The sequence below is a fragment of the Streptomyces sp. NBRC 109706 genome (assembly GCF_000974485.1).
Classification (GTDB): domain Bacteria; phylum Actinomycetota; class Actinomycetes; order Streptomycetales; family Streptomycetaceae; genus Streptomyces.
Map to the genome: position 1 here is coordinate 382,552 of NZ_BBOM01000007.1, position 22,376 is coordinate 404,927.

Annotated in this window: 21 protein-coding genes; 17 read left to right on the forward strand and 4 right to left on the reverse strand. The window is 71.7% G+C overall.

The annotated features are described in order from the left end of the window. The first annotated feature begins 41 nt into the window (after positions 1-41). A complete protein-coding gene (locus AOM46_RS15945; RefSeq protein ID WP_062211774.1) occupies positions 42-1,328 on the forward strand; it encodes an FAD-dependent oxidoreductase in 1,287 nt (428 codons plus the stop codon). Between the two features lie 464 nt (positions 1,329-1,792). Here the strand turns inward: AOM46_RS15945 and AOM46_RS15950 are convergent, their stop codons facing one another. After that, positions 1,793-3,337: a hypothetical protein gene (locus tag AOM46_RS15950; protein ID WP_062211777.1), complete on the reverse strand. Its 1,545-nt coding sequence runs from the start codon at positions 3,335-3,337 to the stop codon at positions 1,793-1,795. Between the two features lie 222 nt (positions 3,338-3,559). Between AOM46_RS15950 and lipB the strand changes: the two genes are divergently transcribed. The 5 genes from lipB to AOM46_RS15975 all read left to right on the forward strand — a co-directional run bounded on the left by lipB (position 3,560) and on the right by AOM46_RS15975 (position 7,014). Beyond that, positions 3,560-4,348: a lipoyl(octanoyl) transferase LipB gene (gene lipB, locus AOM46_RS15955; RefSeq protein WP_062211780.1), complete on the forward strand. Its 789-nt coding sequence runs from the start codon at positions 3,560-3,562 to the stop codon at positions 4,346-4,348. Between the two features lie 72 nt (positions 4,349-4,420). Then, positions 4,421-5,362, forward strand: a complete 942-nt coding sequence (lipA, locus tag AOM46_RS15960; protein ID WP_062211783.1) for a lipoyl synthase — start codon at positions 4,421-4,423, stop codon at positions 5,360-5,362. Between the two features lie 92 nt (positions 5,363-5,454). Beyond that, positions 5,455-5,763: a hypothetical protein gene (locus tag AOM46_RS15965; RefSeq protein WP_370592725.1), complete on the forward strand. Its 309-nt coding sequence runs from the start codon at positions 5,455-5,457 to the stop codon at positions 5,761-5,763. A gap of 10 nt (positions 5,764-5,773) precedes the next feature. Continuing rightward, positions 5,774-6,487, forward strand: coding sequence for a DUF4191 domain-containing protein (locus AOM46_RS15970; protein WP_062211791.1), 714 nt, complete (start codon positions 5,774-5,776; stop codon positions 6,485-6,487). Between the two features lie 188 nt (positions 6,488-6,675). After that, entirely contained in the window at positions 6,676-7,014 is a 339-nt protein-coding gene (locus tag AOM46_RS15975) for a hypothetical protein (protein WP_062211794.1), read from the forward strand. Positions 7,015-7,090: 76 nt separating this feature from the next. Here the strand turns inward: AOM46_RS15975 and AOM46_RS15980 are convergent, their stop codons facing one another. Beyond that, positions 7,091-7,597, reverse strand: a complete 507-nt coding sequence (locus AOM46_RS15980) for an RDD family protein (protein WP_078856863.1) — start codon at positions 7,595-7,597, stop codon at positions 7,091-7,093. A 197-nt stretch (positions 7,598-7,794) separates the two neighbouring features. On the opposite strand from AOM46_RS15980, the gene glnA reads away from it, so the two are divergent. Continuing rightward, the gene (glnA, locus tag AOM46_RS15985) at positions 7,795-9,210 is read left to right on the forward strand and encodes a type I glutamate--ammonia ligase (RefSeq protein WP_062211799.1); all 1,416 of its coding nucleotides are present in this window, start codon (positions 7,795-7,797) and stop codon (positions 9,208-9,210) included. Between the two features lie 81 nt (positions 9,211-9,291). On the opposite strand, the gene AOM46_RS15990 is transcribed toward glnA, so the two are convergent. After that, the gene (locus AOM46_RS15990) at positions 9,292-10,197 is read right to left on the reverse strand and encodes a transglutaminase-like domain-containing protein (protein WP_062212691.1); all 906 of its coding nucleotides are present in this window, start codon (positions 10,195-10,197) and stop codon (positions 9,292-9,294) included. A gap of 268 nt (positions 10,198-10,465) precedes the next feature. Here AOM46_RS15990 and AOM46_RS15995 point away from each other — a divergent pair, with 268 nt between their 5' ends. The 6 genes from AOM46_RS15995 to AOM46_RS16020 all read left to right on the forward strand — a co-directional run bounded on the left by AOM46_RS15995 (position 10,466) and on the right by AOM46_RS16020 (position 15,847). Next, on the forward strand, positions 10,466-11,293 hold the full coding sequence (locus AOM46_RS15995) for an alpha/beta fold hydrolase (protein ID WP_062211802.1): 828 nt from the start codon (positions 10,466-10,468) through the stop codon (positions 11,291-11,293). 249 nt (positions 11,294-11,542) lie between these two features. Then, a complete protein-coding gene (gene rsgA / locus AOM46_RS16000; RefSeq protein ID WP_078856864.1) occupies positions 11,543-12,664 on the forward strand; it encodes a ribosome small subunit-dependent GTPase A in 1,122 nt (373 codons plus the stop codon). Positions 12,665-12,779: 115 nt separating this feature from the next. Then, positions 12,780-13,349: a hypothetical protein gene (locus AOM46_RS16005; RefSeq protein ID WP_062211805.1), complete on the forward strand. Its 570-nt coding sequence runs from the start codon at positions 12,780-12,782 to the stop codon at positions 13,347-13,349. Between the two features lie 96 nt (positions 13,350-13,445). Continuing rightward, entirely contained in the window at positions 13,446-14,054 is a 609-nt protein-coding gene (locus tag AOM46_RS16010; RefSeq protein ID WP_067226279.1) for a TetR/AcrR family transcriptional regulator, read from the forward strand. A gap of 333 nt (positions 14,055-14,387) precedes the next feature. After that, positions 14,388-14,789, forward strand: a complete 402-nt coding sequence (locus AOM46_RS16015) for a DUF2795 domain-containing protein (protein ID WP_062211811.1) — start codon at positions 14,388-14,390, stop codon at positions 14,787-14,789. Between the two features lie 113 nt (positions 14,790-14,902). Further along, a complete protein-coding gene (locus AOM46_RS16020) occupies positions 14,903-15,847 on the forward strand; it encodes a helix-turn-helix domain-containing GNAT family N-acetyltransferase (RefSeq protein WP_062211814.1) in 945 nt (314 codons plus the stop codon). 21 nt (positions 15,848-15,868) lie between these two features. On the opposite strand, the gene AOM46_RS16025 is transcribed toward AOM46_RS16020, so the two are convergent. Further along, complete coding sequence (locus tag AOM46_RS16025; protein WP_062211817.1) at positions 15,869-16,762, reverse strand: Gfo/Idh/MocA family protein; 894 nt, start codon at positions 16,760-16,762, stop codon at positions 15,869-15,871. A gap of 271 nt (positions 16,763-17,033) precedes the next feature. Here AOM46_RS16025 and glnII point away from each other — a divergent pair, with 271 nt between their 5' ends. The 4 genes from glnII to AOM46_RS16045 all read left to right on the forward strand — a co-directional run bounded on the left by glnII (position 17,034) and on the right by AOM46_RS16045 (position 21,705). After that, complete coding sequence (glnII, locus tag AOM46_RS16030) at positions 17,034-18,056, forward strand: glutamine synthetase (RefSeq protein WP_062211820.1); 1,023 nt, start codon at positions 17,034-17,036, stop codon at positions 18,054-18,056. A 316-nt stretch (positions 18,057-18,372) separates the two neighbouring features. Next, entirely contained in the window at positions 18,373-19,671 is a 1,299-nt protein-coding gene (locus AOM46_RS16035) for a sensor histidine kinase (RefSeq protein WP_062211823.1), read from the forward strand. 246 nt (positions 19,672-19,917) lie between these two features. Continuing rightward, positions 19,918-20,964: a phosphatidylinositol-specific phospholipase C domain-containing protein gene (locus AOM46_RS16040; protein ID WP_078856866.1), complete on the forward strand. Its 1,047-nt coding sequence runs from the start codon at positions 19,918-19,920 to the stop codon at positions 20,962-20,964. A gap of 96 nt (positions 20,965-21,060) precedes the next feature. Beyond that, positions 21,061-21,705 (forward strand): response regulator transcription factor, encoded by a 645-nt coding sequence (locus tag AOM46_RS16045; protein WP_062211829.1) that lies wholly within the window; start codon positions 21,061-21,063, stop codon positions 21,703-21,705. The last annotated feature ends 671 nt before the right edge of the window (positions 21,706-22,376 follow it).

Below are 22,376 nucleotides of genomic sequence, written 5' to 3' on the forward strand. Positions count from 1 at the left end.
TCAGCCGCTCCGACGCACCGACCACCTCACCAGGAGGCCCAGTGCTCAGCAGCCGAACGCGACGCACGGACACCGACGTTGTCATCATCGGGGGCGGCCCCGCGGGGCTGGCCACGGCCCACCGGCTGCACAGCGCCGGCCTCGCGGTGACCGTACTCGAAGCGGCCCCCCGGATCGGCGGCCGGCTGGTCACCGACCACCGGGACGGCTTCCGCCTCGACCGCACCAGCCAGCTCGCCTTCCCCGACTCCCCGGCGCTGGCCCAGCTGCCGCGCCGCATACCGCTCCGCAGACTGACCGGCGGCGTCCAACTGCACGGCGCCGGCCCCACCACCCGGCTCGGGGCGACCCCCGACGCGCCGGAAACGAACGCCGACGCGGACGCCGACGCGAGCGCCGACGTCGCCTCGTTCGACCAGCTGTGGCTCCGCGCCAACCTGGCGCGCCTCGGCCGGCTCCCCGACGAACAGCTCGGCGCGCGGCCGGAAGTCACCGCCGCCGAGGCCCTGACCAGCCGGGACATCCCGGCCAGGATCGCGGAGGAGATCCTGCGCCCGCTGCTGGCCGCGCTGCTGCACGACCCCGAACTGGCCACGTCCAGCCGCCTGGGCGACACCGTGCTCCGCGCCTTCGCCCGCCGGGGACTGGCCCTCGCCGAGGGCGGCGCCGCCACCCTCCCCGAGGCGCTGGCCGCCCAACTGCCGCCCGACGCCATCCGCACCGGCGTCCGCGTCACCTCGGCGGCGACCACGGTGGTGGAGACGGAGTCCCACGGCGCGTTCCGCTGCCGCGCCGTGGTGGTGGCCACCGGCGCCGCGACCGCCGCGCGGCTGCTGCCCGGGCTACGAATGCCGCGCTTCCACCAGATGACTGTCCTCCACCACGCGGCCCCGGCGCTGCCGGTGACCGGCCCCGCGCTGCTGGTCGAGGCGGGCGCGCGGGGCCCGGTCGCGCACACGATGGCGGCCTCGGCGGCCGACCCCACCCGGGCGCCGGCCGGCCTCACCCTGGTGACCTCCGTGGTCCTCGGCCCCCAGGCGGCCGAGCCGGCGGACCTGCTGGACAAGGCCGCGCGGCCCCAACTGGGCGAGCTGTACGGCGTGGCCGCCGACGACTGGCGGCTGCTGGCCACCCACCACGACCCCTGGGCCGTCCCCGTGCTCCCCCCGACCCACCCGGGACGCCGACCGGTCCGACTCCTGGACGGCCTCTACGTCTGCGGCGACCACCGCGACACCCCCGGCATCACCGGCGACCTCGCCTCCGCCCACCGCACCACCCAAGCCCTCCTCACCGACCTCGACCTCCCCACCCCCCACGCGGCGTAGCCGGAACCCGGCGGCCAGGCGAAGCCCTGGCCGGAGCAGCGACGACCACGGGGCCCGGGCCGGGGCGGCAACAGCCAGGGAAGGGACGAAACCGGCCGAGCCGGGGCGGGGCGGGAAACCGGAAGGAGCGGGACGTGGGGCCCGCAGGGCCCCGGCGGGGCCGGCTCGTCGGGGCCCTGCGGAACGGCACCCCGGACACCGGCAGGCACCGGCCTCTCCCCGGAGCACCGCCCCACCTTCACCCACGCCCCCAGTGACGACCCGCCCCCGGCAACCATCCGACGCTCCGATGTGTCAACGCGGCGACGGCCCGGGGCCCCCCGGCAGGGAGGGTGGCCCGCCCCCGGCGCACGCCGGCCTGCCCGGCCTGCCCCGGCGGGGCCGCCCCCGCCCCGGCCGTGCCCAGCCGCCCTCGGCGGCCCGGGCACGGCCGGGGTCTGCCGAGGCCGGCCGGGCCCGACGGCTCAGCGGAGGACCGCCGTCTTCTCGCGGTAGGCGCGGACCGCCGCCGCGTCACGGAACGGCTCCAGGCGTCTCTCGAACTCCTGCACATACTCGTGGGCGCGGGCGGAGCGCATCTCGTTGGCCTGTTGGGCCGCCTCGGCGGCCAGCACGCAGGCCTGTTCGACATCGCCGAGGCCGAGCCTGGCCGAGGCCAGGACGACCCGGCAGAACAGCCGGCTGCGCGCGTACTCGGGCGGGCGCAGCTGGAGGGAGCGTTCGGCGTGCCGGGCCGCGGCCCGATACTGCTTGAGGTCGCGGTTGCAGTGCCCGAACTCGTCGGCCAGCTGCGCCTCGTCGAAGAACCGTGCCCAGCGGGGAACGTCCTCGCCCGGCCGTGCCGCCTCCAGGGCCCGTTCCGCTCTGGCCATGGCGGCGGTGCAGGATCTGACCTCGCCGAGCAGGCCGTGCCCGCGCGCCTCGGCCGAGTGCAGCAGGGCCTGCACCACGGGCGCGACGGAGCTGGCGATGCCCTGTTGGGCGACCCGCGCCAGCTGGACGGCCTCGCGGCCGTGGCCGAGATAGACCGCCTGTCGGCTCATGGAGACCAGCACATAACTGCCGTAGCCACGGTCGGCGGCCGCCTGGGCCAGTCGGAGGGCCTGCACGAAGTACCGCTGGGCCAGCCCGTGGGCCGCGATGTCGTAGGCGGTCCAGCCGGCCAGCCGGGTCAGCTCCGCCGCGGCGGAGAACAGTTTTCGGCCGGTCTGCTCGCCGTAGCCGCCGCGCAGTATCGGCTCCAGCTCGTGCTCCAGATAGCGCACCAGCGCCTGTCTGGCGTGGCCGCCGCCGTAGGACTGGTCGAGGCCGCGGAAGAGGTCGGCGACCGAGCGCAGCGCGGCGATGTCCCCCGCGGTGACCCGCTGGCCCGGGCCGCGTTCGACCCGGTCGATGCGGTTGGGGCGGCCCACCCGGGCCGCCGGCCGGCCGCCGGGGGCCAACGGGCCGTGGCCACGGAGCTGTTCGGGGACGCGGATGGTGGGTGGCGGGTGGTCGTGCGCGGCGCCGCCGTCGATGGTCTCGCCCCTGGCGACCCGTTCGTCGGGGCGGCCGATGAGCCAGTCCCGGCTGGGCACCACGAGCCCCGCCGGGGTGAAGGCGATCTTGCGCAGCTCCGCGTAGCCGCCGGTGTCCTTGCGCCAGAGGCCGGCGACGATGTCCACCGCCTCCGCCGGGCTGCCGGCGAACTCCAGCCCTGCGTAGACGGGGGCGCACGCCTCAAGGCCCAGGTCCTGGGCGGAGAGTCGTCGGCCGAGCCGCCGGGTGAACACCTCGGCGATCAGCGCCGGGGTGGTGCCGCGCGGGCGCTGACCGCGGAGCCAGCGGGTGACCGAGGTCTTGTCGTACCGGAGGTCGAGGCCGTGTTCAAGGCCGAGCTGGTCGACTCGTCTGGCCAGCCCCGCGTGGGAGAAGCCGGCTTCGGCGATCAGGGCGGCCAGCTGGCGGTTCGGGTTGCGCGGCGTGGCGGACTGCGGGGAGGCCGGGCCTCCGGGTCGTTCCGTAGACATCGGCGATGCGGTCTCCTGCCTTACGGCTGTGCGGCTGGAACGGCGTGAATGTAACGGCCCCACCAGGGCGCAACGCCGCCGCGGCCGATGATTCATCCGTATGTGTGAGCCGGAGGCCACCCCCGTCGCCGCCTCGGGGCGGGCTTAGAGTTGATTCCGAGACGCCAGTGCGTGTCGCCAGAACGTGTGTGCCAAGCACGTGTACGGAAAGAGAGAGTTGCAGTGGACGAGCTGCGCTTTGTCCATCTGGGGTTCGGAGCCGAGGCGGTGGATTACCACACCGCCTGGCAGGAACAGCGCCGGGTGCACACCGCCCGGTTCGCGGATGAGATCCCCGACACCTGTCTGCTCCTGGAGCACCAGTCGGTGTACACCGCCGGCCGGCGCACGGAGGACAGCGAGCGCCCCCTCGACGGAACGCCGGTGATCGATGTCGATCGCGGCGGAAAGATCACCTGGCACGGGCCCGGCCAGTTGGTCGGCTATCCGATCATGAAGTTGCCACGTCCGGTCGATGTGGTGGCCCATGTGCGCCGGCTGGAGGACGCCCTGATCCAGGTCTGCGCCGAGTTCGGTCTGGAGACCACCCGGGTCGAGGGGCGCAGCGGCGTCTGGGTGCTGGGCGAGGAGGTGCCGGCGGGGGCGCGCCCCGATCGGGGTGGTCTCGCGTTGGACTTCGATCCCCGGCTCAACGACGAGGAGTTCGACCCCCGGCTGAACGGGCCCGAGTACGCGCCGTCCAACGCGGGGCAGCGGCACGAGGACCGCAAGCTGGCCCAGATCGGCATCCGGGTGGCCAAGGGCGTCACGATGCACGGCTTCTCGTTGAACTGCGATCCGGACAACACGTGGTTCGACCGGATCGTTCCGTGCGGCATCAGGGACGCCGGAGTGACGTCGCTCTCCCAGGAGTTGGGGCGGGACATCGGGGTGACCGAGGTGCTGCCCGTGGTCGAGCGGCAGCTGCGGGAGGTATGGGCGAGCGCCACCCTGCTGCCCCGGGCCGTGTGACCCGAATCACCCACACATCCAGAGGCGTAGGCTGTAGTTCGCATCAGAATCGAAAGTGGTAGGGAGCCGGACGTGTCCGCTGTCGCGCCTGACGGCCGCAAGATGCTGCGTCTTGAGGTCCGGAACAGTCAGACCCCGATCGAACGTAAGCCGGAGTGGATCAAGACCCGGGCCAAGATGGGCCCCGAGTATCAGGCGCTGCACGGTCTGGTGAAGCGCGAGGGTCTGCACACGGTCTGCCAGGAGGCCGGCTGCCCGAACATCTTCGAATGCTGGGAGGACCGGGAGGCCACGTTCCTGATCGGTGGCGAACAGTGCACCCGTCGCTGTGACTTCTGTCAGATCGACACGGGCAAGCCGGCCGATCTGGACCGCGACGAGCCGCGCCGGGTGGCCGACTCGGTACGGCAGATGGGCCTGAAGTACGCCACGGTCACCGGCGTCGCCCGCGACGATCTGCCGGACGGCGGCGCCTGGCTGTACGCGGAGACAGTGCGGCAGATCCACGCGGCGATGCCGGGCATCGGCGTCGAGCTGCTGATCCCGGACTTCAACGCCGTGCCCGAGCAGCTCGCCGAGGTCTTCGACTCGCGTCCCGAGGTGCTGGCCCACAACGTGGAGACGGTGCCGCGGATCTTCAAGCGCATCCGGCCGGCGTTCCGCTACGAGCGGTCGCTCGGGGTGCTGACCAGCTCCAGGGAGGCCGGGCTCGTCACCAAGTCCAACCTGATCCTGGGGCTCGGCGAGACCAGGGAAGAGGTCAGCCAGGCGCTGCGCGACCTGCACGAGGCGGGTTGCGAGTTGATCACCATCACGCAGTATCTGCGGCCGACCCCGAGGCACCACCCGGTGGAGCGCTGGGTGAAGCCGGAGGAGTTCGTGGAGTTGCAGCAGGAGGCGGAGGAGATCGGTTTCGCCGGGGTGCTCTCCGGTCCGCTGGTCCGTTCGTCCTACCGGGCCGGCCGGCTCTACCGGCAGGCGATGGAGCGGCGCGAGGCGGCGCGTGCGGCCTGACGGTGGCGGCGCGTTGGTGACCCCGAGGCCGGTTGTTGACCCCGGGGTCATGGGGTGGAAACACCGTTCGGTAACGATGAGGGGGAACGTTGTTGTCCAGGCAGTCCAGGCTGGGTGGGGGCTCGGTGGTGGGAATGGTGCGGCACATTCATCAGATTCATCTGGAGCGGCCCACCGTGGGCGGCGCGCTGCGGGCGCTTGAGCAGCGGCTGTTGGCCGGCGGTCAGCGCACGGCGTTGCGAAACGCCTGGTCCGCGGTGCGGGAGGACCAGGAACGGGCGGCGGCCCACCGGGACGCGGAGCGTGCGCTGCGCGCGAGCGGGGCCGCCTCCGAGGCGCCGGCGGCGCTGTCCGCCCCCCAGCCGACCACCCGGGCGTCCGGGGGGCCGGGCGCGCCGTAGACTTGCCCGCATGGCGCGGAAGGAAAAGGAACAGGATTCCGAGAACCCAGGGCGATTGAAGCAGATCGGCCTGACCTACAAGATGGCCAAGCGGGTCGATCGATGGATCGGTCTATGGCTGATTCTGGTCTTCCTGGTCACGTTCGGGATCATTCTGGGCATTGGCATTCTCTGGGGGCACCCGGTCTATCTGGGCATCCTCGGCTTCCTGGTCGCGCTGCTGACCACGGCGATCGTTTTCGGCCGCCGAGCCGAGCGGGCGGCGTTCAGCCAGATGGAGGGGCAGCCGGGCGCGGCGGCCGCCGTCCTGGAGAACATGAAGCGGGGCGTCGTCTTCACCCCGGCCGTCGCGGTCAACCGTCAGCAGGACGTGGTGCACCGGGCGGTCAGCAGGCGCGGCGTCGTGCTGGTCGCCGAGGGCAACCCCAACCGGGTCAAGGGCCTGATCGCGGCCGAGAAGCGCCGGATGAACCGCGTGATCTCGGACGTTCCGGTGCACGATCTGGTGGTGGGCACCGGCGAGGGCCAGGTGGAGCTGAAGCATCTGCGCAAGCGGGTCATCAAGTACCCGAAGGTGCTGGCCGGCCCCCGGGTCACCGAGATCAACGACCGCCTGCGCGCCATGGGCGATCTGATGAACAACATGCCGATCCCCAAAGGCCCGTTGCCGAAGGGCGGGATGCGGCTCAAGGGCAACAACCAGGCTCCCCGCCGAGGCCGCTGAGCCCCCGCCGGCGAGCACCCGCCGGCACCCGCCGGCTGCCGTCGGCAAACGCCCGTTGGCCGTGGTGCCGGACCCCCGAGGTCCGGTACCACGGCCAACGGCCGTTTGCTGCCCGCCGAGGGGGTTACTTCCATCGTTGAATCCGCAACAATCATGGGGTCCCGTAGATGACTCAGGAGGGAACCCCCATGCCAAGAAGCATCCTGCGCAACACCCTGGGCCTCGCCGCGGCGGCCGCGGCGCTGTGTTTCGCCGCCTCCCCCGCCGTGGCCTCTCCCGCCTCGACGTCCGCGCCCGGCACCGGTCTTGTCTTCTACGCCGCCGACTACAGCACGCCGGTCGCGCACTTCCCCAACCCTTCGGGCGAGTGCACCGCGTTCCCGGCCACCGCCGCGCTGCTGGTCGGCTACAGCAACGTCAGCGATGTGACCGCCTACCGCACCGCCGACTGCTCGGGCCAGGCCACCGCGCTCGGCACGCTGCGCAGCTTCGAGGCGGGCACCTTTGTGAGCTTCCGCGCCTCCTGAGACAGAACCGGTCCGTCCCGCCCGAACCGGATCGGGACGGACCGGGTGTGATCGAAAACGCGACCGGATGAGACCGTCAGTCGGTGGTTTCCGACGGCGGTGCCGTGACGGCCCCACCGAGCCGCACCTGGACGGAGCCCACCGCGCGGTCGTGGAGGCCACGCCCCTCGCGGTCCCAGATCAGGGCGGGAATGGCGAGTGCCAACAGAGCGGTGCGGAGCAGGGCGCGGGGGAACGTCAACCGCTGGCCGCTGAGGTGCACCACCCGGATCCCCAACAGGCGTTTGCCCGGCGTCATCCCCAGCGTGCCCACCGTCGACATGGCCATCACGGTGAAGACCAGCAGCGTCCAGTTGTTAGTGGCGGCGATATCGCCGTCGGCGATAAGACCGTATGCGATCAGCGCGCTGAGCCCCCAGTCCACGCAGAGGGCGGCGAGGCGCCGGCCGAGCGTGGCCAGGGAGCCGGGCCCCTCCCGGGGCAGCCCCAGCCGCTCACCCCGATAGCCGAGGTCGATTCCCACTCCTTCGGCCGCCACGCGGGGGCCGGAGGGCCGCGCTCCCATTGCCTGCCCGTTGTCCACACCCCCACCGTAGCGCGCGCCACCTCCCGGCGTGCCGCCGGTATCCGGCGAGAAGTCCGGTTAACACTGGGGAAACAAGTGGGTCATGCCCGAGAAATGGCCTGTCCTTAGGGTCGGCCCCGGCAGGCCCGCGCGACGGGCCATTCCCGAGCTGCACATCCCCCGCCTTCCCGGGTCGGGGCTAGGAGGACATTCGGATGTTCCGAAACGCCGACGAGATCAAGAAGTACATCGCGGACAACGACGTCAAGTTCATCGACGTTCGCTTCTGCGACCTGCCGGGCATCATGCAGCATGTGACCGTCCCGGCCGAGGCTTTCGACCCGACGGCCAGCCTGATGTTCGACGGGTCGTCGATCCGCGGCTTCCAGGCCATCCACGAGTCCGACATGGCGCTCGTTCCCGATCTTTCGACGTCGCGGGTTGATCCTTTCCGCAAGGACAAGACGATCAACATCAACTTCTTTATCCACGACCCGATCACGGGCGAGGCGTACAGCCGTGACCCGCGGAACGTGGCGAAGAAGGCCGAGGCCTACCTGGCCTCCTCCGGTATCGCCGACACCGCCTACTTCGGTCCCGAGGCGGAGTTCTACGTCTTCGACGACGTGCGCTTCGAGACCAAGTCGAACGCCGGCTACTACTACATCGACTCCGAGGCCGGCGCCTGGAACACCGGTGCCATCGAGGAGGGCGGCAACCGGGGTTACAAGGTCCGTTACAAGGGCGGTTACTTCCCGGCCCCGCCGGTCGACCACTTCGCCGACCTGCGGGCCGAGATCTCCCTCGAACTGACCGCCGCCGGCCTTGAGGTCGAGCGCCAGCACCACGAGGTGGGCACCGCGGGCCAGGCGGAGATCAACTACAAGTTCAACACCCTGCTGGCCGCCGCCGACGATCTGATGCTCTTCAAGTACATCGTGAAGAACGTCGCCTGGCGCAACGGGAAGACCGCCACCTTCATGCCGAAGCCGATCTTCGGCGACAACGGCTCCGGGATGCACGTCCACCAGTCGCTCTGGCAGGGCGAGACCCCGCTCTTCTACGACGAGCAGGGCTACGCCGGTCTTTCGGACACCGCGCGCTTCTACATCGGCGGCGTCCTCAAGCACGCGCCCTCGCTGCTGGCGTTCACCAACCCGACGGTCAACTCGTACCACCGGCTGGTCCCCGGCTTCGAGGCGCCGGTCAACCTGGTCTACTCGCAGCGCAACCGCTCCGCGGCGATGCGGATCCCGATCACCGGCTCCAACCCGAAGGCCAAGCGCGTCGAGTTCCGCGCGCCCGACCCGTCCTCCAACCCGTATCTCGCGTTCTCCGCGCTGATGCTGGCGGGCCTGGACGGCATCAAGAACAAGATCGAGCCGGCCGAGCCGATCGACAAGGACCTCTACGAGCTGGCCCCCGAGGAGCACGCGGGTGTCCCCCAGGTGCCGACCTCGCTGCCGGCCGTCCTTGAGGCCCTGGAGCAGGACAACGAGTATCTGCAGGCCGGCGGGGTCTTCACATCCGACCTGATCGAGACCTGGATCGACTTCAAGCGCGAGAAGGAAATCGCGCCGATGCAGCTGCGCCCGCACCCGCACGAGTTCGAGCTGTACTTCGACGTGTAGGCCGGTGGGCCGGTAGGCGGTCCACGGCACCGCGCGACGAGGGTCGCCGCCCCACGGCTGGGGGTGGCGGCCCTCGTGGTGTCAGCGGAGGGTGACCTGGGAGGGGCCGTTGAAGGTGGCGATGGAGAGGACGGTCTTCGGGGTGCGGAGCCCTTCGTGGCTGGTGTACAGCTCCCGGGCGGCGGCGAACGGGACGTCGTCGTGGGTGAGTTGGGCGACGCGGTCGTAGAGGGCGCGGATCTCGTCCGTCATCGAGGCGTCGTCGTCGGCGCCGGCGCCCCAGACGTCCCAGAGCAGGGTCTCGGAGCGGTTGAGCGCCGCGAGGTCGAGGCGGACGTTGCCGCAGACGAACCACTCGCCGGTGAGGTCGAGTTCGGGGGTGCGCAGGCCGAAGGTGGCCGGATCGGCCCGGCCCTCCCGGATCGCGCGCCAGGCCGTGCCGGCGACCAGGAAGCGGTCGCGGTCCACGTCCAGCGGGTCGATGCCGTCCGGCGGGGTGGTCGCGACATTCGGGTCGGCCAGCAGCCAGCCCCTGGTCTCGTCCCAGTACTCCGTGACCACATGGTCGGCGTGGAAGCCGTCGTCGGCGAAGTAGTCGGCGAATCCGGAGCGCAGCCGGGCCGGGATGCCGACATGGCGCAGGAACGAACAGAACAGCAGCGCGAAGTCGCGGCAGATGCCGACGAAACGGTCGGAGTACGGGCGCTCCCGATCCAGTGGCGCGTCGTCTCGTTCAACGATGATCCGGAGGATGTCGTCGACGTACCGCGTCTCGGCGTCGTCGTGCAGCCGGTCGGTCGGTATCGCGTAGTCGAGGTGTTCCCCCTCCAACCGGTGGATCACCAACCCCCGGGCGATATGGGCGAGTCGGGTCGGATCGGGCGGCAGTTCGGCATAGAGCCCGACCAGCGCGCCCGGGTCGGAGAAGGTGCTCTGGGTGGTGTAGAAGGCGGCGGCCTCGGGGTCGAGGTGAACGGCTGACGGCATGACGGACGGACCCCCCAGGGTCGAAGCGGTGCGGGAAACCAGAAAATCGTCCACGCGTTCGATAATGGGCGATGCCCTCACGTTGCCAACATTTCCGGGGTTCTGTCCAGTGCCGCCGGCGACCGAGCCTGTCCGCTACCGACCGGTAGCACCGCTTTTGCGCCGAATGGCGGATGCTCCTACGTTCGAAGGAGCGGGCCTCGCGCGCAGCTGGGCGCCCGGCCCGCCGGACTGTACGGCTGCCCGAAGGACATTCGAGGAGGCACCGATGAGCTTTGTGAAGACCCGTGACGGGGCGCACATCTACTACAAGGACTGGGGCATCGGCACACCCGTGGTCTTCTCCCACGGCTGGCCGCTCCAGGCCGACATATGGGACGACCAGCTCAACCTGGTCGCCGAGAACGGCTACCGCGCCATCGCCCACGACCGACGCGGACACGGCCGTTCCACCCAGACCTGGCACGGCAACAACATGGACACCTTCGCCGACGATCTGGCCGAGGTGATCGAACAGCTCGACCTGCGGGACGTCACGCTGGTGGGCCACTCCACCGGCGGCGGCGAGGTGACCCGTTACATCGGCCGGCACGGGACCGACCGGGTCAGCCGGGTCCTGCTGCTGAGCGCGGTGCCGCCGCTGATGCTCAAGACCCCGCAGAACCCGGAGGGCACGCCGATCGGCGTGTTCGACGACATCAGGGACGGCATCCGCAAGGAGCGGTCGCAGTTCTACATCGATCTCACCGAGATGTTCTTCGGCGCCAACCGGCCGGACAACAACGTCACCCAGGGCAACAAGGAGGCGTTCTGGCTGATGGCGATGCAGCTGGGCATCCGGGGCGCGCTGGACTGTGTGGCGGCCTTCTCGGAGACCGACTTCACCGAGGACCTGCGCCGGATCGACGTCCCCACGCTGGTGATCCACGGCGACGACGACCAGATCGTGCCGATCGACGCGGCGGCCCGCAAGTCGGTGGAGATCATCCCGGACGCGACCCTCAAGGTCTACCCGGGCGCACCGCACGGACTGGCCAACGTGCCCGGCTTCAAGGAGCAGTTCAACGAGGACCTGTTGACCTTCCTCAAGCACTGAGGCGGCCCCCGGACCACCGGACCCCGTGCCCCGCACGCCCTGTCCCATGGGCGGCGGGGCGCAACGGTGGTACGGTGACCGGCGTCGACGGCGGTGGCCCGCACGAGGGGCCCTGAGGACGGGAGGTGAGGACGATGGCTGTGCTGATGACGGCTGCGCTGCGCAGCACCCGGAACGTCCTTGTCTCCCGGGTCCCGGCCTGACGCACTTCACCGCGCGCGGGACCCCTTTCCCAAGGGTCTCTCCTCCATGAGTTCCGAAGTACGACATGAAGTACAGCCTGACGAACGACGTAACGAACACCCCGACAAACAACGCGACGAAAGTTCCCCTGATTTCGGGCTTTCCGCCTACGGTTGGGACGCGTCGCTGAACGACGCGTTCGCCGCGCACCGGCGGGACGGGCTGGTGCCGGTCCGGGTGGTGCGGGTCGATCGTGGCCGGTGCGAGGTGCTGACCGCGGAGGGCGCGACACGCGCCGACAGCGGGGCCGTGCCCGGCGCCTGCACCGGCGACTGGGCGGCGTTGCGTCCCGGTGCCGAACCCCGGCTGGTCGCGCTGCTGCCGCGCCGGACGGCGATCGTGCGGGCGTCGGCCGCCCGCGACTCCAGGGGCCAGGTGTTGGCCGCCAATGTGGACACGGTGGTGCTGGCGGTCTCCGCCGCGCAGGGTCTTGACGCCGGCCGGCTCGAACGGCTGCTGGCCCTGGCCTGGGAGAGCGGCGCCCGCCCCGTGGTGGCGCTCACCAAGATGGATCAGGCCGATGCCGGCGCCGAGTTGGTCGCCGAGGCGGGCGCGGTGGCGCCGGGCGCCGATGTGGTGGCCACCAGCGCCGTCAGCGGCGAGGGGATCGACGTCCTGACGGCGCTGCTGTCCGGGACGGTGGTCCTGCTCGGGTCCTCGGGCGCCGGCAAGTCGACGCTGGGGAACGCCCTGCTCGGCGAGGAGTTGCTCGCCACCGGCGCGGTGCGTCACCAGGACGGCAAGGGTCGACACACCACGGTGCGCCGGGAGTTGGTGCCGCTGCCGGACGGTGGCGTGCTGATCGACACGCCAGGGCTGCGGAGCGTCGGGCTCTTCGACGCGGCCGAGGGCCTGGAGCAGGTCTTCGCCGATATCGAGGAGTTGGCGGCCGACTGTCGGTTCGCCGACTGCGCGCACCGGTCCGAGCCCGGCTGCGCGGTGCTGGCGGCCATCGAGGCCGGCGAGCTGCCCGAACGGCGGCTGGCCAGCTACCGCAAGCTGCTGCGGGAGAACGTCTGGTCGGCTTCCAGGACCGACGCGCGCCTGCGGGCCGAGTTGGCCCAGCACCGGAAGGCCATCGTCCGGCACCAGCGGGCGACCTACCAGTTCCGCGGCAGACCACGCTAGAACCTGCCCTGTCCCGTGGGCGCTCGGCCAACTGCCGGGCGTCCACGGGGCGTTGGGATTACCTGTGGCACCCCTGCCCCACCCGTCGCAGCGACGCTGGCGTAATATTGATTACATGATTACAGACAAGGGGCGGCAGGAGCTGCGTGGTTGGTTCGCCGGGCGGCTGCCGGAGTCCTGGTTCACCGAGCTCGTGGAGGTTTCGGCCGACCGCGAGGAGATCACCCTGATCGGCCGGATCCCGGAGCCGCAGCTGCCCCCGGGGGCCTCCACGACCGAGTTCGAGGCCGCCTGCGAGGGGCGCATCACGGAGTTCCGCGAGCGCACCAGGATGCAGCGCGTCGAGGTGGCGCGGGAGGCGCAACTCCGCTTCCGGCGCCAGCTTTCGTGGGGGGCGCGCTGCGGGCACAGCCAGGAGATGTTCACCCATATCTCGGCCCCGGTGATGACCCGTCTCAAGCAGCCCGAGCGGCTGGTGCTCGACACCCTGATCGCCGGGGGCGTGGCCCGCAGCCGCAGCGACGCGCTGGCCTGGTGCGTGCGCCTGGTGGAGCGGCACACCGACACCTGGCTCGCCGATCTGCGGGAGTCGCTGCACGGCGTGGAGCAGGTCCGCACGGAGGGTCCGGCGCCGGCCACGCTGGACGGACTGGAGGGGAGCGCACTGGAGAAGCAGGAACGCTAGCGGGCGCCCACCGTCTCACCGCATCCGCCGGGGGGCATATGCGGGTATATCTCCATACCCTGCCGCATGGTTTTAACTTTACGTTACCTTTCTCCCATGTCACAACGACGGGGGGCCCGACGCCGTTTGACGGCTGCGGACTGGGCCGACGCCGCGCTCGACGCGCTGCGGGACGAGGGAAGTCTCAACGCCATCGCCATCGAGCCACTGGCTGCGCGCCTCGGCGCGACCAAGGGCAGTTTCTACTGGCACTTCGCCAGCCGGGACGCGCTGATCGACGCCGCGCTCGCCGAGTGGGAGGCCCGCTCGGCTCGCGAGCTGAACCAGACTCTGGACGCCAACGGGATCGAACCAGCCGCGCTGGTAAGGGAGTTGCTGCGTAGCATCGCGGAGCGGGCCACCCTGGACCGGTCGGAGGTCGCGCTGCTCGCCGCCGCCGACCAGCCACGGGTGGCCGCCGTTCTGGAGCGGGTGATAGCGCTGCGCCTGGACGCGCTGTCAGGAGTGCTGCGTTCGGCGCTCAACCTGCCCGAGGAGGACGCCAGGCTGCGCGCCGCCCGGGCCTACTGCGGCCAGTTGGGCCGGGCCCAGCTGGCCCGGGCCATACCGAGGGTCCTGCCGGACCCGGTGCTGGACGAGGACCGTTGCCTGGACTCGGAGTTGGCGTCCCTGCTCGGCGCCCACGCCGGGGGCGGCGAGAGCTAGGCCGGTCTTCGAGCTGTGCGGCGGGGTCCCGGCCGGAGGGCGCGAGGCGCAGTGGATGTCGCGCCCCCGGGGGACTCGACGGACCGGTGGCGGTTTCACGCGAGAAGCACTCCGGGAGGGGCCCCTGAATTCCCCGCCCCGGAGCTTCTTCCTCTTCTCAAGGCCGCTCACCGACCCGGACTGACCGGTTTCCCCGCCCGGCCGCCGGGCAAACACCGCCGTGGTCCGACGGGTCCCCACCACCGGCGCGCGAGCCCCGGCGGGACGCGCCGCCCCGTGTGGAACGCGCCGCCCCGGGTACCCGGAGCGCTCCCGAAGGGTTAGGAGGAAGCCATGCAACAGCGTGGTAGCGACCAGTACAGCCCGCGTCGCGACGACGAGATGAAGCATGAGCTTCAGGGCATGCTGAAGGGCGAGAAGCCGACCAGAGCCGAGGAGTGGCACGACCCCGAACCGGCGGCCGACGACGATCCCCCGCTGGCCTCGGGCCCGGTGCGCCCCGGCACGGGCAACGACGCGCGGGAACGGGCCGACGAGGCGTTCCGCTTCGAACTCGCCCGCTATCTGCGGCGTACGGACTTCCCGGCCGACCGGCCCGAGGTGTTGGCGGCGCTCGACGAGAACCACGCCCCGGAGCCGCTGGTCGAGACGGTGCGGCACGATCTGCCCGGCGAGCACGCCTACCACAACGTGCAGGAGGTGGCCGTCGCACTCGGCCACCACCCCCGCGCCTGACCGAGCCCTGGCCGACCCCCGGCCGGCGGGAACCGCCGGCCGGGCCGCGCCGGTAACAGGCAGCGACCACGGGGGCGTTGACGCGGTCCCACCGTATACGTTTGACTGAGTCAATGAATGATCAAACAACTACGGAGGTCGTCGGGGCGCTCAGGGAGTTCAACCGGGACTACACCCGTCTGATCGGCGCCCTGGACTACCGGCACCGGCTGGGCACCCCGTACTCGCTGCCCGAGGCGCGGGTGCTCTACGAGTTGGCTGCCGGCCGCCGGATGCCGGTGGCCTCGCTCCGCGAGCGGCTGGACATGGACGCCGGCCAGCTCAGCCGGCTGCTGTCCCGCGCCGAGGCGGCCGGCCTGCTGGTCAGGGAGCGGGACACGGCCGACGGCCGCCGGCAGCTGATCGCGCTCAGCGGTACGGGCCGGGAGGCGGCGGCGCTGCTGGACCGCAGGTCCGAGGAGGTCACCGGCGCCCTGGTGCGCCGTCTCTCCCCCGCCGAGCAGGCGCGGCTGCGGGCCGCCGTCCGCTCCCTGGCGCGGCTGCTCGGCCTGGCCCCGCGCCCCGCCGCCGACCCCCGACTCCGCCCGCCGGCACCGGGCGAGCTGGGCTGGGTGGTGCAGCGGCACGGCGCGCTCTACGCGGCGGAGTACGGCTGGAACGGCGCCTTCGAGGCGCTGGTCGCCGAGGTCGTCGCCCGCTACGCGCGACACGGCGACCCGGCCGCGGAGGCCGCGTGGATCGCCGAATGGGAAGGCGAACCCGTCGGCTCGGTGCTCTGCGTCGCGGACGAGTCGGGGAGCACGACCGCCCGGCTGCGGCTGCTGCTGGTCGAGCCGCATGCCAGGGGCCTGGGCATCGGCGCGGCGCTGACCGCCCGATGCGTGGAGTTCGCCCGGGCGGCCGGCTATGACCGGCTGACCCTGTGGACCAACGAGAGCCTCGGCCATGCCCGCCGGATCTACCGGGCCGCCGGGTTCACCCTGACCGACAGCGCCCCGCACACGGATTTCGGCCGCCCCGAGATCGGCCAGAACTGGACGCTGGACCTGGCCCGTTGACACCTCGGGCGCGTGGCCGGCTCAGCTGTCGAGGGCCCGTTCCACGGCGGCCAGGATCTCCGTGATCCGCAGCCCGAACCGGACGTCGCACGGGTGGGCGGCACCGCCGCCGGCCGACGCGATCAACGCGTCCACGGCCCGTTGGAACGTTCGCGCGGGGCCGCCGTCCTTCCCCCGCTCGGGAAGGGTGGAGACGCCGGCGGCGCCGCGCAGTTCGACGGTGACGCCGGCGGCCTGCGGGGGCACCGTGAGGCTCAGCGACAGCGAGCTCGACGCCCCGGAGACATGCCGCAGGGTGGCGTGCACCATGTCGCCCGGGCCGCGCGTCGCGCGCACCGCCGCGAGGTCGGCCACATCGCCGAGCGGCGGGAGCAACAGCGAGAGCGCGTGCGGGCCGATGTCCCAGAGCGCGCCGCGCTCCCGGCGCCAGATCGAGTCCACATAGGGCGAGTCGGCGCCGCCGAACGCCGCCGAGTACCAGTCGGCGCGGCCCGTCAGCCAGTCGTCGGAGCCGCACTGCGCGGTCACCCAGGCGGCCGTCTCCACGGCGAACCGCAGCGTGCAGAAGACGACGGAGGCCCGTTCCGCCTCCGCGACCGCGTCCGCCACCTCACGGGCGGCGGCGACCGAGGTGGCCACCGGCTTGTCCAGCAGCAGATGGCAGCCGGCCCGGGCGGCCCGCGCGGCCAACGGCGCCTGCACGTCCGGCGGCAGCGCGAAGCTGACCGCCTCGCAGTCGGCGAAGAGCGCGTCCGGATCCTCGTACGCGCGGGTGCCCAGCGCCGTCGCCAGCCCGCCGGCCGCCTCCGGGCGGCGCCCCCAGACCCCGACCAACTCAACGCCGGGATGTTCGGCGAGCCCGGGACCCTGAGTGCGCTGGGCCCATGGTCCGGTGCCGAGCAGGCCGATCCTCATCTCCGCGTTGCCCCTTTCCTGGGGTTTGCCTGGGGTTTCCTGGGATTTCCCGAGCCGTTCCCGGGCCGCTGTTGAGCACGCGATCCGGCGCCCCAGCCTAACCAGCCGCGCGTCAGAGCCCGCGCACGGAGCGCTATTCGATGGCCTGAGCCCTCGTTCACAGCGCCTTAACAACCGGGCAACTGGAAGGCAATCGGCCCTGGCGAAGGTGGCCGCAGACGCAAGGACGCACCCGCGAAGACCTCCCGTCGACCTCCCAAGGAGCAGGACCGTGAGCTACAAGGCCGAGTACATCTGGATCGACGGCACGGAGCCGACCGCGAAGCTCCGTTCCAAGACCAAGATCCTGGCGGACGGCGTGGAGCCGCCGGAGTGGGGCTTCGACGGGTCCAGCACCAACCAGGCGGAGGGCCACGCCTCGGACTGCGTCCTCAAGCCGGTCGCCAGCTACCCGGACCCGATCCGCGGCGGCGCGCACCTGCTGGTGCTGTGCGAGGTCTACAACACGGGCGACGACACCCCGCACGTCTCCAACACCCGTGCGCTGCTGCGCCCGTTGGCCGAGCAGTTCGCGGCGCAGGAGCCGATCTTCGGCATAGAGCAGGAGTACACCTTCTTCAAGGGCTCCCGCCCGCTCGGCTTCCCCGAGAACGGCTTCCCCGCGCCGCAGGGCGGCTACTACTGCGGCGTCGGCGCGGACGAGATCTACGGTCGGGAGATCGTCGAGGCGCACCTGGAGAACTGTCTCAAGGCCGGTCTCGGCATCTCCGGCATCAACGCCGAGGTCATGCCCGGCCAGTGGGAGTTCCAGGTCGGCCCGCTCTCCCCGCTGGAGGTCTCCGACCAGCTGTGGGTGGCCCGCTGGCTGCTCTACCGCACCGCCGAGGACTACGGCGTCTCCGCCACCCTGGACCCCAAGCCGGCCAAGGGCGACTGGAACGGCGCCGGCGCGCACACCAACTTCTCCACCAAGGCGATGCGCGAGGGCTATGACGCGATCATCGCCGCCTGCGACGCCCTGGGCCTGGAGGGCAAGCCGCTTGAGCACGTCAGCAACTACGGCGTGGGCGTCGAGGACCGGCTGACCGGCGCGCACGAGACGGCCCCCTGGAACGAGTACAGCTACGGCGTCTCCAACCGGGGCGCCTCCGTCCGCATCCCGTGGCAGGTGGAGCGGGACAAGAAGGGCTACATCGAGGACCGTCGCCCCAACGCCAACTGCGACCCGTACGTGGTGACCAGGCTGCTGGTGGAGACCTGCTGCACCGAGCTGGACAGGGCCGGCCTGGTCTGACCCGGCCGCCGTCGCCGACGGCCCTCGCCGTATCGACAGCCCTCGTCGTATCGACGGTCCTTCTCCCGGAGACTCCCTTCGGCCCACGGTCGCAGCTCGGGCGTGGCATCGGAGGGACACCGAAGGCGCTCGCCCTCGCGGCGGGCGCCTTCGGTATGTCCGCGCGCCCCCCCGACTGGCGCGCGCGGCGCATATCCGGGTGTACTCAGCACCACCGCGCCCCCGGGGTCTCCCCCCGTTACGTTCCCCTCGGGAACGCGACAGACTGTGGTCGCGGGTGGGGCATGGCACACCACGAAGGGGTTGGACAGGCACAATGAACCGGGAACGGGCGCGAGACGGCCTGCTGGCGGCGGCGTACGGACTGCTGCTGACGGTGCTGACGATCGGCGCGTCGCTGCTGTTGTTCGTCCTCTTCGTCGTGTGCCTGGTACTGGTGCCGCTGGGGGTCGGGCTGCTGGCCATGCCGGTGGTGATCGTCGCCGTCCGGGCGCAGGCCAATCTGCGCAGGAAGTACGCCAACGACTGGTACGGCATCACCATCCCGGTGGCCTACCGGCCGGTGCCGCACGACGCGCGCGGCGGGATCGCCGGGCAGGTCGACCGGGCGATCCGGCTGCTCAAGGACCCGGCGACCTGGCGCGACGCGCTCTGGCTGCTGCCCGACGCGATCGTCGGGTTCATCCTGGCCCTGCTGCCGTTCTCGCTGCTCGGCTACGGCGTCTGGGGTCCGGTCCTCGCGGCCGGCGTCTGGGTGCCCATCGTGAACGCGATCGGCACCTACTGGTGGGCCTTCGTCCCGGTGAGCAACTTCCTCACCGCCATGCTGGCCGGCCTGATCGGGCTCCTGCTGCTGGCGACCGGCCTGCGCTACAACCCGCTGATCCTGCATCTCCACTTCCACTTCACCCGGGTGCTGATCGGCGCGCCGGAGAAGCAGCTGCTGGCGCAGCGGGTGGCCAGGCTGCAGGAGACCCGGCATGACGCGCTGGACAACTCGGCGGCCGAACTCCGGCGCATCGAACGGGATCTGCACGACGGCGCGCAGGCCAGGCTGGTCGCGATGGGCATGAGCCTGGGCGCGGTCGAGGCGCTGATCGAGAAGGATCCCGACCAGGCCAAGAAGCTGCTGGCCCAGGCGCGGGCCAACTCCGCCGAAGCACTCACCGAGCTGCGCGATCTGGTGCGCGGCATCCACCCGCCGGTGCTGGCCGAACGCGGCCTGGGCGACGCGGCCCGGGCCCTGGCGCTGCGCATGCAGCTGCCCGTCGAGGTGGACGTGGAGCTGCCGGGGCGGCTCGACGAGTCGGTGGAGTCCGCCGCCTATTTCGCGATCAGCGAGGTGCTGACCAACGCGGCCAAGCACGCGCGGGCCGAACGCGCCTGGCTGGACATCTACTACAACCACAAGGAACACACCCTGCGGATCGCGGTCACCGACAACGGTCGGGGCGGCGCGACGCTGGAGGGCGGCAGCGGCCTCCGTGGCCTCCAACGCCGCCTCGGCTCCTTCGACGGCGTCCTCGCCGTCAGCAGCCCCGAGGGCGGCCCCACCCTGGTCACCATCGAGATCCCCTGCGCCCTGACCCCGAACGGCCAGGTCAGAGCGGACTGAGCCGCCGGCTGCCCCCGCTCCCCCGAGCCCGGGGTGCCGCCATGACGGCCGCCGACGCCGGGAGGACGCCGGGAACCCGGGAAACGGCGCCCCCTGACCGACGCGCCGCCGCCGGCTCCCCCAGCCACCGTGCGTGTTCCGGGAGTTCGCCTTCGGATCATTTCGCGAGCATGTCAACTGCTCTACGCTGACGCCGTGTTGCGGCTCTTCCCCACCCACACAGCGGAGGCGGCTTCGATGAGTTCGATGAGGCGGACGGCAAGGATGCGACGGGTCGGCGGCGCGGTCGCGGTCGGCGGTGTCGGGGTGCTCGTCGCGGCGAGCGGGGTGCACGCGGCCGAGCCCGGGCCGGCGGCCTACTCGGCCAGCACCTCGGTCGGCGTGCACAACGCCTACCTGCAGAGCGCGTTCCCCTACTTCGCCGACGCCCTGGACTCGGGCGCCGGCATGCTGGAGATCGACGTCTGGACCAACTTCTTCGGCTCCGGCTGGCGCGTCGGACACGACAACCCGTTCGGCAACCAGAACAACTGCGTGGGCGCGACCAGCCCGGAGGAGCTACGTTCCGGCTCGCGGAACCAGAGCCTGGCCGGCTGTCTGGCCGACATCAGGACCTGGCACGACGCCAACCCCGGCCACCGGCCGATCCTGTTGAAGATCGAGATGAAGGACGGCTTCGCCGACAACCTCGGTCGGGGCCCCGCCGCGTTCGACGCCCTGGTGAACGACGCTCTCGGCGACGCGGTCTTCGGCCCGGGCGACCTCGCCGGCGACCACCCCACCCTGGACGCGGCGGTGACCGCCGACGGCTGGCCGACCAGGGACGAGCTGGCGGGCAGGTTCCTGATCCATCTGATACCCGGAACCGTCGAGGAGGGGAACCCGTTCGACAACCTCTGGACGGACGTCGAGTACGCCCGCCACCTGCGGGATCTGGCCGCCGCCGGCTCGCTGGCGCAGTCCACCGCCTTCCCCGCCGTCCACCACGCCGAGGCCGGCGACCCCAGGGAGACCCGCTACGCGGAGGAGTCCATCCGGCCGTGGTTCGTCGTCTTCGACGGCGACGCGAACGTCTTCCTCGGCCCCGAGGTCGACACCGGCTGGTACACCGACCGCAACTACCTGCTGGTGATGACCAACGCGCACAATGTCGCGCCGCCGATCGACGCGACCAACCCGACCGAGGCCGAGGCGCTGAACCGGGTCGCCGAGCTGGCCGCCGGCGGCGCGGCCGTGGCCAGCTCCGACTGGCACGGACTCCCGTCCGTCCTCTCCACCGTCGTCCCGCACTGACCCCACGAACCCGGCGGTGTGCCGGGGGGCCGGCCCTGGAGCGCACAGCGCATAGGCTAGGGCCGGTCGGGCGTGGTTCGAGAGACGGAGAGTTCCGTGCGGGTTGTGGTTGCCGAAGACCTGTTTCTGCTCCGGGACGGGCTGGTCCGGCTGCTGGAGGCGCATGACTTCCAACTGGCGGCCGCCGTCGACAACGGGCCCGAACTCACCCGCGCGCTGGCCGAGTTGAAGCCGGACGTCGCGGTGGTCGACGTCCGGCTGCCGCCGTCGTTCACCGACGAGGGGCTCCAGTGCGCGCTCCAGGCGCGCCGTGAGCAGCCGGGGCTGCCGGTGCTGGTCCTCTCCCAGCACGTGGAGCGGCTCTACGCACGGGAGTTGCTGGCGGACGGCCACGGCGGCGTCGGCTACCTGCTGAAGGACCGGGTGTTCGACGCGGAGCAGTTCATCGACGCGGTCCGCCGGGTCGCGAGCGGCGGTACGGCGATGGATCCGCAGGTGATTCAGCAGCTGTTGGCCCAGAAGGGCCACAACTCGCCGCTGGAGAAGCTGACTCCGCGTGAGCTGGAGGTCATCGAGCTGATGGCACAGGGCCGTTCCAACGCGGCCATCGCCGAACGACTGGTGGTGACGGAACGCGCGGTCGCCAAGCACACCTCCAACATCTTCGCCAAGCTGGGCCTCCCCCCCTCCGACGACGACAACCGCCGCGTCCTCGCCGTCCTCGCCTACCTGGAACGGTAGCCCTAACGCGGGCAGCGCGGAGCAACGACACCCGTGCGCGGCCGGGGCCGGGCCGCAAGGCCCGCGCACGCGACTGCCTGCCAGGCCGCAAGGCCGACGCGGCCAGCGCACCGCGCCGAACGGCGACGGCCGGGAGGCCGGAACAGCGAGAAGCGCACCAGCCCGCCACAGACCAACCAGGCCCCCGCAGACATGGCGCCGCCCGCGCCAGGCCGCAAGGCCGACGCGGCCGGCGCCCCGCGCCCGACCACCCACCAAGCCCGCGCGGCCAGCGCACCGCGCCGAAGGGCGACGGCCGGAGGCCGGAACAGCGAGAAACAGACCAGCCCGCCGCAGGCCAACGGACCACCACGGGCCCGATCGGAGCCCTCACCCACAGACACGACAACACCCCCGCCAGGCCGAAGGCCGACGCGGCCAGCGCACCGCGCTGGACGGCAACGGCCGGAGGCCGGAACAGCGAGAAGCACACCAGCCCGCCGCAGGCCCAACCGACCACCACCAGCCCAACCAGGCCCCCGGCAGACATGGCGCCACCCACGCCAGGACGCAAGGCCGCCAAGCCACCCGACGCCCGCGCCAGGCCGCAAGGCCGACGCGGCCAGCGCGCCGCACCCGAGGACCCGCCAAGCCAGCGCGCCGCGTAACCGCTGGGTGGGCGGCTCGTTTGG

Bases quoted from the DNA above. Each gene is read 5' to 3' on its own strand.
- AOM46_RS15950 (WP_062211777.1), bottom strand. From the start codon at position 3,337: ATGTCTACGGAACGACCCGGAGGCCCGGCCTCCCCGCAGTCCGCCACG.
- AOM46_RS15970 (WP_062211791.1), top strand. From the start codon at position 5,774: ATGGCGCGGAAGGAAAAGGAACAGGATTCCGAGAACCCAGGGCGATTG.
- AOM46_RS15975 (WP_062211794.1), top strand. From the start codon at position 6,676: ATGCCAAGAAGCATCCTGCGCAACACCCTGGGCCTCGCCGCGGCGGCC.
- glnA (WP_062211799.1), top strand. From the start codon at position 7,795: ATGTTCCGAAACGCCGACGAGATCAAGAAGTACATCGCGGACAACGAC.
- AOM46_RS15990 (WP_062212691.1), bottom strand. From the start codon at position 10,197: ATGCCGTCAGCCGTTCACCTCGACCCCGAGGCCGCCGCCTTCTACACC.
- AOM46_RS15995 (WP_062211802.1), top strand. From the start codon at position 10,466: ATGAGCTTTGTGAAGACCCGTGACGGGGCGCACATCTACTACAAGGAC.
- rsgA (WP_078856864.1), top strand. From the start codon at position 11,543: ATGAGTTCCGAAGTACGACATGAAGTACAGCCTGACGAACGACGTAAC.
- AOM46_RS16005 (WP_062211805.1), top strand. From the start codon at position 12,780: ATGATTACAGACAAGGGGCGGCAGGAGCTGCGTGGTTGGTTCGCCGGG.
- AOM46_RS16010 (WP_067226279.1), top strand. From the start codon at position 13,446: ATGTCACAACGACGGGGGGCCCGACGCCGTTTGACGGCTGCGGACTGG.
- AOM46_RS16015 (WP_062211811.1), top strand. From the start codon at position 14,388: ATGCAACAGCGTGGTAGCGACCAGTACAGCCCGCGTCGCGACGACGAG.
- AOM46_RS16020 (WP_062211814.1), top strand. From the start codon at position 14,903: ATGAATGATCAAACAACTACGGAGGTCGTCGGGGCGCTCAGGGAGTTC.
- AOM46_RS16025 (WP_062211817.1), bottom strand. From the start codon at position 16,762: ATGAGGATCGGCCTGCTCGGCACCGGACCATGGGCCCAGCGCACTCAG.
- AOM46_RS16035 (WP_062211823.1), top strand. From the start codon at position 18,373: ATGAACCGGGAACGGGCGCGAGACGGCCTGCTGGCGGCGGCGTACGGA.
- AOM46_RS16040 (WP_078856866.1), top strand. From the start codon at position 19,918: ATGAGGCGGACGGCAAGGATGCGACGGGTCGGCGGCGCGGTCGCGGTC.